Here is an 11,671-nt window from a genome sequence, read left to right as displayed (position 1 = left end):
GGTGGGCCGGTACCTGACGCCGGATCCGGTGAAGCTGGCCGGGGGGCTGAACCAGTACCGGTACGTGCCGAATCCCACGGGGTGGGTGGATCCGTTGGGGTTGACGTCCAATTGTCCGCCGCCGAACAGGCCGGGATGTCCGGTGCCGGATGGGGTAGGTGGTTCGGTTGTTGATAAAGGCGAGCCGCAGCTGCCGAAGATGACAGCGCAGGAACGGCGGGCGAAGATTGATGAGTTGGCAGAGGCGAATGCTTATCGGCGTTTGGATGAAATGGAGAAAGCTACGCGAGACGCACACTCCTTAGAGAAACATGGCAAACAGACCACACTGGCTTCTCAGCAGGAACGTTCGATGACGGGTAGAAATCCAACAACTGGAGTCATCGAGGTTTACACCAACGGGAGACGAGCAGGGCAGCCAAAAATACCCAGTGCTGCCACTCATTTTTTTAGCTATCGAGACCAATTGAACGCGATACATCGTGCTCAGCTTATTTTCAGGCGAAATGGGCAAATGGCGTCTAAGGAACCGATGAATATGGGCAAGGTGGTTGGTGAAGGGTACAAAAGAGGTGGAGTAATTTACGGGCAGCAAACACATGCGGTAGTCATCCTTGATAGAGCAGGTATGCCGATAACCTCTTATACGGAATTTATGGAATGAAACGTAAGCCTGAATATTTTGTTTTGCGTGGTCTTCTTTTTCTGTTTGATATAGAAAACACTCATGATGATGCACGTGAAAAAATCATTGTTTCAAAGAATGTTAATGACAAGAAAGAGCTTGCTGAGCTGCTTGATATTCTTATGAAGCCTGAGTTTCTTTCTTACACTTTTCATGAACGCGAGTGGTGTATTGATACGCTGAAGCACTACTTGGACGCTGGTGACAGCTTTGATGCTGTATTCACAAAAATCACAACTTATTTTGATGATGATGTAGAGGATCAACGTCAGTTCATGCAGGTTTTGTTAAGTTGCTTGTTGAGGTATCACATCGATGACTCAACAGAGAGATAAGGATGTCACAGGGAAAGGCCGTACTTTGACAGTCAGCGTTGGCCAATAACCTGCGGTGTATCAAGGTCAGGAGCCGTAAGGCTATCAATCAAATGCACACTATACCCCGGCACATTCTTCGCATGATGCTTCGCCTGCGAAGCCATTTCCGCCAATTGACTCGCATCCAGTTGCGCACAAGCTTCAGGATGCAAATGCACCACACCAATGGACAATGACAGCAATGGAAACTCCTGACGAATACCCTGGCGGTTCGGCGCAACAAAACACCCAGCGTCCAGGTGTTCGGGGCGGTAGAAGCGACGGCATTGGCTCTGGAAATCATCAAGCAATTGGTTCAGCCGTTTGCGCCAATCTTCCGGGCCGAGCACCAACAGGAAATCGTCACCACCGATGTGGCCAACAAAATCGCGGGACGGGTCGACGCGTTCGTTTAGGCATTGCGCCAGACACAACAACACCTCATCCCCACGCCCATACCCATAGATATCGTTAAAGGGTTTGAAGCTGTCGATATCGACATAGCAGATAACCGACTCCCGTCCCTGTTGCAGCAACCGTGTCAGGCATTGCTGGATCGGTACGTTGCCGGGTAGCAGAGTCAGCGGATTGGCGTACCGAGCCTGCTGGATTTTCAGTTCGGTAATCAGTTTGAGCACGTCGATTACCCTGCCCAGACCCAGATAGCTGCCGTTGAGGGTGATGATGAAGTCTTCTTCGATGCGTTGCCGGGCGCGGCTGGTGATCAGACGGCTGACCTGTTGCAGTGACTGGCTCATTTCCACGGCGAGGAAGTCGTCGTTCATCAGGCGGCTGATCGGTTTGCGAGCGAACAGGTCGGTGGCGAACGGCTTGAGAAGGGCATCGGACAATGAATGACGATGAACGATGCCGCACGGCTGACCCTGTTCGTCGAGCACCGCCAGTGAGTTCAGGTTGGCCTGGCGGCGGAAGGCTTCCAGTACGGTGGCGGTCGGTGTGTCGCGATTCACGGCCGGTTGATCGATGAGCAGGGCGCTCAGGTCGCTGCCTTCGTCATTCAGCGCCACGGCGCTACTGTCGTGTTTGGGCATCAGGGTCCGGGCGTCGCGTGACGGATGTTCCTGCGGGCGCCCCAGCAAATAGCCCTGCACCAGATCAACGCCCATCTCGGTCAGCACCGCCAACTCTTCCGGCAACTCGATGCCCTCGGCAATCACCTGCGCCCGCGAGGCCTTGGCGATTTGCAGGATCGATCCGACGAACTCACGCTTCAACGCGTCCTGATGAATGCCGTCGATAAAGTGCCGGTCGATCTTCACGTAATCCGGCCGCAGCTCCGACCACAGGCGCAGGCTCGAGTAACCCGCGCCCAGATCGTCGAGAGCAATCGAAAAACCCATCGCCCGGTAGTGATGCAGCGCGGTTTGCAGCAACTGAAAGTCGTCGATCGGTGTCTGTTCGGTGAGTTCGATCACCACCTGACTCGGCGGAATACCAAAATCCTGTAGCAACTGCAGTGTCCGCCCCGGCTGGTGCGCGGCTTCGAGCAGGGATTCGGGAGAGACGTTGAGAAACAGTTTGCCCGGCAATTGCTGTTCGTTGAAACGACGACAGGCACTCTGGCGGCAGGCGATTTCCAGTTCGCTCAAGCGGCCGGCCTGGCGGGCCACGGCGAACAGGGCGATGGGGGAGTGCAGCGGGCTGTTGGACGGGCCGCGGGTCAGGGCTTCGTAGCCGAGAATGCGCCGTTCGGAGAGGCAAATGATCGGCTGGAACAGGCTGTGTAAACCGCTTTGAGTCAGGATCGAGCTCAAGGCACTCAGCTGTTCGGTCGTGGTCATGGCAATCTCTGGCGATAAAAAAGGACTGGGAGCGTTCTCGATGAAGAGAACCGCTCCCAGTCCTTTATTGCACGACAGAATGATGACTGTTTGATGACGACCCGGGGATCGTCAGCATTAAATTGCCATCACCTTATTTCTTTGCGACCTGGTTGCTCAGCTTCAGGTAATCCAGCAGTACACGCCCGGTCTCGCTAAGGTAGGCGTCGTCTTCCGGTTTGACCTTGTCCGGCTCGGCGGCTGCCAGGGCGTCGTCGTCTTCTTTCTTCAGCTCTTTGAGCGGTTCTTCGCCTTTGGCCTTGCGACGGATGTTCTCCATCGCCAGTTGCTTGGCGTCGATATCGGCGTGCTGGGCACGGCGTTCGGCTTCATTGAGGCTGACGGTTTTCTCTTCCAGCAGCTTCTGCGCCAGGGCCAGCTTGTCGCGGATGAACACGAACTCCGCGTCCTTGGCGGAACGGGTGTCATGCTCGGATTTCAGCTGGGCCAGGTACGGTTTGAACGGATCGCTCGCCGGTTTGATCGCCGCGCGGATGGTGTCCCACGGCATGGCTTCCGGCAGGGCGCTTTCGCCGATTTCCTTGGTGTCGATGATCGACGGGTAATCGATGTCCGGCAGGACGCCCTGATGCTGGGTGCTCTGACCGGAAACCCGGTAGAACTTGGCCAGAGTGAGTTTCAGTTCGCCATGGTTCAGCGGCTGAATGGTCTGCACGGTGCCTTTGCCGAAGGTCTGGCCACCGATGATCAGCGCACGGTGGTAGTCCTGCATGGCGCCGGCGAAGATCTCCGAAGCCGAGGCGGACAGGCGGTTGACCAGCAACGCCATCGGGCCTTTGTAGAACGCGCCCGGGTTTTCATCTTCAAGTACATCGACCCGGCCATCGGCGTTGCGCACGAGCACGGTAGGGCCCTTGTCGATGAACAGGCTGGTCAGCTCGGTGGCTTCCTGCAGGGAACCGCCGCCGTTGTTGCGCAGGTCGATGACCACGCCGTCGACTTTATCTTTCTGCAGTTCGGTCAGCAGCTTCTTGACGTCGCGGGTGGTGCTCTTGTAGTCCGGATCGCCGGCACGGAAGGCCTTGAAGTCGAGGTAGAACGCCGGAATCTCGATCACGCCGAGCTTGTAGTCGCGGCCGTCCTGTTTCAGGTTCAGCACGGACTTCTTCACGGCCTGGTCTTCGAGCTTCACCGCTTCACGGGTGATCGGCACGATCTTGCTGGTCTGGTCGTTCGGCGCATTGCTGGCCGGAATCACTTCCAGACGCACCACGGTGCCTTTCGGGCCACGGATCAGCTTGACCACTTCGTCCAGACGCCAGCCGACCACGTCTACCATCTCTTTGTTGCCCTGGGCAACACCGATGATCTTGTCGGCCGGAGCAACCTGCTTGGTCTTGTCGGCCGGGCCTGCGGGCACCAGACGCACGACTTTCACCTGGTCGTTGTCGCTCTGCAACACGGCGCCGATGCCCTCGAGGGACAGGCTCATGTTGATGTCGAAGTTCTCCGCGTTATCCGGCGACAGATAGTTGGTGTGCGGATCGTAAGACATCGCGAAGGTGTTGATGTACGCCTGGAAGATGTCTTCGGCGCGGGTCTGGTCCAGACGCGCCAGTTGATTCTTGTAGCGCTTGGTCAGGGTTTCCTGGATCTGCTTCGGGTCTTTGCCGGCGATCTTCTGCCGCAGCACTTCGTCCTTGACGCGTTTGCGCCACAGGTCATCGAGTTCGGCGGTGGACTTGAGCCAAGGAGCGTCCTTGCGATCGATCAGCAAGGTTTCCTTGGTGGTGAAGTCCATCTTGTCGACGCCTTTGTTCAGCTCGGCAAGGGCGAAGTCCAGACGCGCCTTCACGCGGTCCAGATAGCGCTTGTAGATGGTGAACCCGGCGTTGAGGTCGCCGCTCTTGAGGAAGTCGTCGAACTGGGTCTTCCACTTGTCGAATTCGGCGATGTCGCTGGCCATGAAATAGCTGCGCGACGGGTCGAGCAGCTTGATGTAGCTGTCGTAGATGATCACCGAGCGCGCATCGTCGAGCGGCGGCTTGCTGTAGTGGTGACGCTTGAGCAACTCGACGACGTTCAGACTGGCGATCACTTCGTCGCGATCAGGCTGCAACTTGTCCCAGCTGTTGGCTGCGAAGGTGGTGCCCGACACCGGCAACAGGCCGATACCGATGAAAAGAGCGAGGGCGGTGCTGGGGAGCAGATGCTTCATGCTGATTCGACGCGGGGACAATTGATAACGCATATTAGGCCGTCTTTGAAGTCGCCGGTACCTCTACGCTCTGTACGATAACTGCTGTTCAGCGTTCGTTCAGACCCCAGGGCCGGTCGCATAATGCAAAAAGCCCGGCGCTACAGCTTCGGGCTCAGTCCAGACTCACTATGGAGGCACTGTGAAGGCATTGCAAGGCGTTGAAGGTCAAGTGGCATGGGTTGATGAACCAAGTCCTACATGTGATGTAGGACAAGTTCGCATCCGAGTAGCGGCAGCGGGCCTCAATCGTGCGGATTTATTACAGAAAGCCGGACTTTATCCGCCCCCTCCGGGTGCCAGCCAGGTGCTGGGTCTTGAGTGCTCCGGGGTGATCAGCGAGGTCGGCGCGGGCTCTTCCTGGCAGGTCGGTGACCGGGTCTGCGCCCTGCTGGCCGGGGGCGGGATGGCGCAAGAGGTGGTCGTCGACGGACGGCATGTGCTACCGGTTCCGGAAGGTGTATCGCTGATCGAGGCCGCTGCCTTGCCCGAGGTGTACGCGACCGTCTGGCTGAATGTGTTTCAACTCGCTGCGCTCAAACCGGGTGAGAAAGTTCTTCTGCACGCCGGGGCCAGTGGCATCGGCTCAGCCGCGATTCAACTGTGCAAGGCTTTCGGCAATCCATGCTGGGTCAGCGTCGGCTCGGCTGAGCGACTGGCCTATTGCGAATCGCTGGGTGCCCAGGGCGGGGTGGTGCGCACCGATGATCTGGAAAGTCTCCGGGATTTCGGGCCGTTCGATGTGATTCTGGATCCGGTCGGCGGCAATTATTCAGCGCTGAATCTGAAGCTGATGGCTCAAGACGGCCGCTGGGTGCTGATCGGTCTGATGGGTGGCCGTGAAGCGAAACTGGATCTGGCCCAGGTGCTGGCCAAGCGCGTGCAACTGCTGGGCTCGACCCTGCGCAGCCGTGAGGATCAGTTCAAGGCCGATCTGTTCAGCGATCTGAGCCAGCACGTGTGGCCGCTGTTTTCCGAAGGGCGCCTGAAGCCGCAACTGGCCAAGGCGTTCCCGATCAAGGATGCGGAGGCGGCGTTCGCCGAGCTGGCGAGCAACACGGTGGCGGGGAAGCTGGTGCTGGTGATCGACGAAAGCCTGAGTTGATCATCGATGCTTGTGGGAGCAGGCCTGCTCCCACAAGGCAATCGCTTACTTCCAGAGGTGAATCGGCCAGCCGGATTTCTCGGCCTGCGCAAGCAACACCGGATCCGGATTGACCACATGCGGGTAATCCACTTTCAGCAGCAGCGGCAGGTCATTGCGTGAGTCGGAATAGAAACTCGCGCCCTCAAGATTTTCTTCTTCGGCGTCCAGCCATTCCAGCAACCGGGTGATTTTGCCTTCGCGGTAGGTCAGGGTGCCTACGGTCTGGCCGCTGTACACGCCATGCGCCACTTCCAGTTCGATGGCCAGAACTTCGTCGATACCCAGCCGTTCGGCAATCGGTTTCACCAGGTGCGTGCCCGAGGCCGAGATCACCAGAATCCGGTCGCCGGCCTGGCGGTGGGCGGCGATGGTTTTGGTGGCATCGCTGAAGATGATGGGTTCTATGAAGTCTTCAACCCACGGCGCGACCAGATGCTCGACTTCTTCCGAGGTGCGGCCGATCAGCGGCTCGAGGCTGAAGTCCATGTAGTCCTCCATGCGCAACTTGCCATGGCTGTAGGCGTCCATCAGCTCATTGTTCCTGCGCATGAACGACTCGGGATCGACCCAGCCCAGGCGCCCCATCTGCTCGCACCATAGCGTTGCGCAGTCACCATGAATCAGCGTGTCGTCCAGATCAAAAATTGCCAGGGCCATCAGTTCAGTTCCCTCTTGGGTGTCAGCAAAGTCATCAGGCTACCTCACACAGGGCGGTGGGATCGATGGAAAGTGACAGGCGCTGACCGTCGGGATGCAGATCCGCTGCCGAACGGTTGAGCACATCCACCACCAGTTCCACGCCCCGGGCTTCGACGCGGTAGCGAATCACGTTGCCCAGCAGGCTGTGGCTGCGGATTTGCGCGTCGGGCTCACCGCTCAGACTCAATTCGATGGCCTCCGGGCGAATCGCGATGCGGTGGTTGATAGGCCGCTGCAACAGCTTCGACGCACTTTCGGCATCCAGCAGATTGTAGTTGCCGATGAAGCCGGCAGCGAACACGTCGACCGGCGCGGTGTAGAGGGTTTCGGCGTCGCCGCTTTGTACGATCTTTCCCTGATTCATCAGGAAAATCCGGTCAGACATGGTCAGCGCTTCTTCCTGATCGTGTGTGACGAAAATCGTGGTCAGGCCGAGTTCGCGCTGGATCTGACGGATCTGCTCACGCAGGTGTTTGCGAATCCGTGCATCGAGGGCCGACAGCGGTTCATCCAGCAGCAACAGGCGCGGACGGGTGACCAGCGAGCGGGCGAGGGCGACACGCTGGCATTGACCGCCGGACAGCTGATGCGGATAGCGGCTGGCGAAATCGTTGAGTTCAACCAGTTTCAACACTTCGGCAACCCGCTTGTGGCTGTCGTCGGCGTTGACCTTTTGCATGCGCAAACCGAAGGCGACGTTCTGTTCAACGGTCATGTTGGGGAACAGTGCGTAGCTCTGGAACACCATGCCGATCCCGCGTTTCTGCGGGGTGAGCGGCACGATGTCGACGCCATCGAGCAGAATCTTGCCGCCATCCACCGGCGTCAGGCCGGCGATGCAGCGCAGCAAGGTGGATTTGCCGCAACCCGATGGGCCGAGCAGGGTGACGAATTCACCCTTCTGGATTTCGCAGTTGATGTCGCTGAACACCGTGGTGCCCGCGTAGTTTTTCTGAAGGTGTTGGACGCTGACATAGCTCATTCGCTTTTGTCCTTGTTCAAGATGTTGGCGACCCAGGTCAGGACCAGCACGAAAAAGAAGTAGGAGATCACCAGCGCACTGGTGAAGTGGCCGCTGCTGTTACGCATGTTGTTGAGGTAGACCTGCAGGGTTTCGTAGCGGGTGCCGACCAGAATGTTGGCGAACACGAACTCACCGAACAGGAACGAGAACGACAACAGCAAGGCGACCATCAGGCCTTTGCGCAGGTTCGGCAGTACCACCAGGAAAGCTGCCTGAAAGGTGCTGGCGCCGAGCAGTTGGGCGGCGTCCATCAAGTCGCGCAGGTTGATCGCTTGCAGGTTGTTGGTGATCGCCCGGTACATGAACGGCAGGGCAACGGTGAAGTAGCAACCGATCAGGATCCACGGCGTGCCGACCATCGCGAACGGCCCGGAACCGTAAAGCTGCAACAGCCCCACCGACGACACCACCGGCGGCACCGCAAAGGGCAGCAGGATCAGGATGTTCATCAGCGCATCGAGTTTCGGGAAGTGGTAATGCACCACGAACAGCAGCGGCAGGATCAGCACCACCGACAGGATCAGCGCGCCGACGCACACCAGCAGCGACTGACCGAAGGCGTGCAGGAAGCGCGGGTCGCTCCACAACTGGACGTACCACTTGAAAGTGAAACCGCTGGGCAGGATGGTGGCCGACCAGCTGCTGGCAATCGAGTAGATCAGCGTGCCCAGCAGCGGCAGAAGCAGGATGGCGAACAGCAGATACACCACGACGCGGTGGTAGACGCCGGCCGGGCCGGATTCAGCGCGAGACATGGTAGCTCCTCTTCAGCAACAGTTGATGCACGACGGTCACCAGGGTCATCAGCGCCACCAGCACGACGGCCAGGGCGCTGGCCAGGTTCGGATCGAGGGAAATGTCGCCGGACACCATCGCCGCAATCCGGATCGGCAATACGTTGAAGTTGCCGGTGGTCAGCGCGTAAACCGTGGCGTAGGCGCCGAGGGCATTGGCCAGCAGGATCACGAAGGTGCCGAGCAGGGCCGGGGTCAGCACCGGCAGGCCGATGTGGCGCCAGAACTGCCAGCTGTCAGCGCCGAGCAGGGCGGCGGATTCGCGCCAGTCTTCACGCAGCGCATCGAATGCCGGGTACAGCAGCAGGACGCCGAGGGGAATCTGGAAGTAGGTGTAGAGGATGATCAACCCGGTTTTCGAGTACAGGTTGAAGTCTTCGATGATCCCGGCCTGCTTCAACATGATGGTGATGCTGCCGTTGAAGCCGAGCAGGATGATGAAGGCAAACGCCAGAGGCACGCCGGCGAAGTTGCTGGTCATGTTGGCGAAGGCATTGACGAAGTTGCGCAGTTTCGAATCGACCCGGCGCAGGGAGTACGCACCCAGCACCGCGATGATGATCCCGAACACACTCGACCAGAAACTGATTTCGAGGCTGTACTGGATCGCCTGCAGGTAGAACTTCGAGCTGAAGATCCTGCTGAAGTTGGCGAAGCCCCAACCGAATTCTTCCGATTGCAGGCTGTTGATCATCACCCAGATCAGCGGGGCGATTTCGAACACGATAAAGAACAGCGCGAAAGGCACCAGGCACAGGGCGGCCAGCCATTTGCCGCGAGTCATTGAGTTCACTTGAGCAACTCCCGGCAAACAGGTTTGTCGTGGGGTACGCCGAGCAGTTCGCAGACGGTTCCGCAGATGTCGGTCTGCTTCGGCGTGGCGCCGGCATTCAGGCTGAAGGCGTCACCGAGTACGAACAACGGCACCTGGCGTTCTTCCGGCAGCAGGCCGTTGTGCGAGCGGTCGTTGTTCATGCCGTGGTCGGCAGTCACCAGCACTTGGTAACCGGCGTCGAGCCAGCCTTGCAGGTAGTCGGCGAGGATGATGTCGGCGCTGCGCGCGCTGTTGCGGTATTGCGGGGTGTCGAGGCCGTGCTTGTGGCCGGCGTCGTCGATGTTCATCGGATGGATCAGCAGAAAATCCGGGGCGTGGCGCAGGCGCAGGTTTTCGGCGTCGGCGAACAGGTGCGAGTCCGGGTAGTGATCGTTCCAGTAGAAGTGGCCGTGCTGGATCGGTAGCGTCGGGTCATCGGTATGCCGATCCCGAGCCGCCACGAACGGCGAGCGGTTGTAGAGCTCGCTGACCCAGTGGTACGCCGCGGCGGCGGTTTTCAGACCGGCATCGCGGGCGTAGTGATAAATGCTGCGCTGGTTGGACAGGCGCGAGACGTTGTTGTGGACGATGCCGCTCTCGATCGGTGGCACGCCGGTGAGGATGCATTCGTAAAGCGGTCGGGACAGGGCCGGCAGCTCGCACTCCAGCTGGTACAGCGCCGCGCGTCCTGCGCCAACGTAAGCCTGCAGATGCCCCATGGCGTGACACGCAACCTCGTAACTGAGGCCGTCGAGCACGACAAGGATGACGGTGTGCTTCATAGGGGCAAAAACTCCGCGAAACAGAAAATTTCAGATTCAGTCGGGAGCCCTTGTGGGGGCGAGCTTGCTCGCGAAGGAGTCGTGTCAGCCAACATCAATGTTGAACGAAAGACCGCATTCGCGAGCAAGCTCGCTCCCACAGGGATCTCCAGCAATCCCGGAAGCGGGACTTACGGGCTTACTTCATTTCTACGATGACTTCTTCGTTCCACTTCTGCGGCAGGGCCTTGGAGGTTTTTTCCCACGCATCGGCGTCCTTGATCGGCGTGACCTTCTTGTACTGCTCGTTCGGCAGCAGTTTGGCTTTCACGTCTTCCGGCAATTGCAGGTGCTCGGCGCGGATCGGGCGAGCGTTGCCGCGGGCGAGGTTGGTCTGGCCGGCGTCACTGAAGATGTATTCGCGGGTCAGCTTGGCGGCGTTCGGGTTCTTCGCGTATTTGTTGATGATGGTGGTGTAGCCGGAAATCACCGAGCCGTCAGACGGAATCAGCACCACGTAGTCATCCGGGTTGGCCATCTTGGCCTTGTAGCTCAGGCCGTTGAAGTCCCAGACCACGCCGACTTCGATCTCGCCTTTTTCCATGGTGGCGATGGTCGGGTTGGCCATCGACAGGCGACCCTGCTTGGCGATGTCTGCGAACAGCAGCAGGGCAGGCTGGAGGTTTTTCTCGTCGCCGCCGTTGGCCAGCGCAGCGGCGAGTACACCGTTGGCAGCTTGTGCAGCGGTGCTCACGTCACCGATGGAAACCTTGTATTTGCCGCCCTTGAGGTCAGCCCATTTGGTCGGAACTTCGGAGCCGTGCAGCAGCTTCTTGTTGACGATGAAAGCGATGGTGCCGGTGTAGGCCAGTGCCCAGTTGCCGTCCTTGTCCTTGGCCCAGTCCGGTACTTGATCCCAGGTGGTCGGCTTGTACGGTTGCACCACGCCTTGCTTGACCGCGATCGGGCCGAAAGCCGCGCCGACGTCGCCGATGTCGGCGGTGGCGTTGTCTTTCTCGGCGGCGAACTTGGCGATTTCCTGGGCCGAACTCATGTCGGTGTCGATGTGTTTCAGGCCGTAGTTCTTGGCCAGGTCTTCCCAGGTGCCTTTCCAGTTGGCCCAGTCATCGGGCATGCCGACGCTGTTGACGGCGCCTTCCGCTTTCGCAGCGGCTTCGAGGGTTTTCAGATCATCAGCCGCCATGGCGGCGGTGCACATGGCAATGGTCGAGCCTAACAGTGTTGCCAGGAAAAGCTGTTTCATTCCGAAGCTCCTTGGTCGTGTTCAACGCTGCGATTGCGGTTTGTGTTGGTCTAGGTCAGCAATACCTG

Annotated in this window: 11 protein-coding genes; 3 read left to right on the top strand and 8 right to left on the bottom strand. The window is 58.9% G+C overall.

The features are described from left to right. Both CAF73_RS28990 and CAF73_RS28985 read left to right on the top strand, forming a co-directional pair. Positions 1 to 664 (top strand): RHS repeat-associated core domain-containing protein (locus CAF73_RS28990; RefSeq protein WP_305880190.1); only part of this gene is annotated, 664 nt, incomplete at its 5' end. After that, positions 661 to 1,020: a hypothetical protein gene (locus tag CAF73_RS28985; protein WP_085705343.1), complete on the top strand. Its 360-nt coding sequence runs from the start codon at positions 661 to 663 to the stop codon at positions 1,018 to 1,020. The genes CAF73_RS28990 and CAF73_RS28985, both read left to right, overlap by 4 nt. Positions 1,021 to 1,052: 32 nt before the next feature. Here CAF73_RS28985 and CAF73_RS28980 read toward each other — a convergent pair whose 3' ends face one another. Next, positions 1,053 to 2,843, bottom strand: a complete 1,791-nt coding sequence (locus tag CAF73_RS28980) for a bifunctional diguanylate cyclase/phosphodiesterase (RefSeq protein WP_085705341.1) — start codon at positions 2,841 to 2,843, stop codon at positions 1,053 to 1,055. Between the two features lie 133 nt (positions 2,844 to 2,976). Beyond that, the gene (locus CAF73_RS28975) at positions 2,977 to 5,061 is read right to left on the bottom strand and encodes a carboxy terminal-processing peptidase (protein ID WP_176247780.1); all 2,085 of its coding nucleotides are present in this window, start codon (positions 5,059 to 5,061) and stop codon (positions 2,977 to 2,979) included. A 181-nt stretch (positions 5,062 to 5,242) separates the two neighbouring features. On the opposite strand from CAF73_RS28975, the gene CAF73_RS28970 reads away from it, so the two are divergent. After that, positions 5,243 to 6,205, top strand: coding sequence for a zinc-binding dehydrogenase (locus CAF73_RS28970; RefSeq protein WP_085705337.1), 963 nt, complete (start codon positions 5,243 to 5,245; stop codon positions 6,203 to 6,205). 45 nt (positions 6,206 to 6,250) lie between these two features. Here CAF73_RS28970 and CAF73_RS28965 read toward each other — a convergent pair whose 3' ends face one another. The 6 genes from CAF73_RS28965 to CAF73_RS28940 all read right to left on the bottom strand — a co-directional run bounded on the left by CAF73_RS28965 (position 6,251) and on the right by CAF73_RS28940 (position 11,603). Then, complete coding sequence (locus CAF73_RS28965) at positions 6,251 to 6,904, bottom strand: HAD family phosphatase (protein ID WP_085705335.1); 654 nt, start codon at positions 6,902 to 6,904, stop codon at positions 6,251 to 6,253. A 34-nt stretch (positions 6,905 to 6,938) separates the two neighbouring features. Continuing rightward, positions 6,939 to 7,928, bottom strand: a complete 990-nt coding sequence (locus CAF73_RS28960; RefSeq protein ID WP_011333173.1) for an ABC transporter ATP-binding protein — start codon at positions 7,926 to 7,928, stop codon at positions 6,939 to 6,941. Continuing rightward, complete coding sequence (locus CAF73_RS28955) at positions 7,925 to 8,725, bottom strand: ABC transporter permease (RefSeq protein WP_085690467.1); 801 nt, start codon at positions 8,723 to 8,725, stop codon at positions 7,925 to 7,927. Before CAF73_RS28955 ends, CAF73_RS28960 begins: the two co-directional genes overlap by 4 nt. Next, entirely contained in the window at positions 8,712 to 9,548 is an 837-nt protein-coding gene (locus CAF73_RS28950) for an ABC transporter permease subunit (protein WP_176247781.1), read from the bottom strand. Before CAF73_RS28950 ends, CAF73_RS28955 begins: the two co-directional genes overlap by 14 nt. Positions 9,549 to 9,553: 5 nt before the next feature. Next, complete coding sequence (locus CAF73_RS28945) at positions 9,554 to 10,360, bottom strand: alkaline phosphatase family protein (protein ID WP_085705331.1); 807 nt, start codon at positions 10,358 to 10,360, stop codon at positions 9,554 to 9,556. Between the two features lie 178 nt (positions 10,361 to 10,538). Further along, positions 10,539 to 11,603 carry an ABC transporter substrate-binding protein gene (locus CAF73_RS28940; RefSeq protein WP_085690470.1) on the bottom strand — a complete coding sequence of 355 codons (1,065 nt, stop codon included), beginning with the start codon at positions 11,601 to 11,603 and terminating at the stop codon, positions 10,539 to 10,541. Positions 11,604 to 11,671 lie beyond the last annotated feature (68 nt).

This window comes from Pseudomonas sp. B15(2017) (assembly GCF_002113215.1).
Lineage (GTDB): Bacteria > Pseudomonadota > Gammaproteobacteria > Pseudomonadales > Pseudomonadaceae > Aquipseudomonas.
The sequence above is the reverse complement of the archived record's forward strand: the minus strand, read 5'-3'. Positions and strand labels throughout refer to the sequence as shown.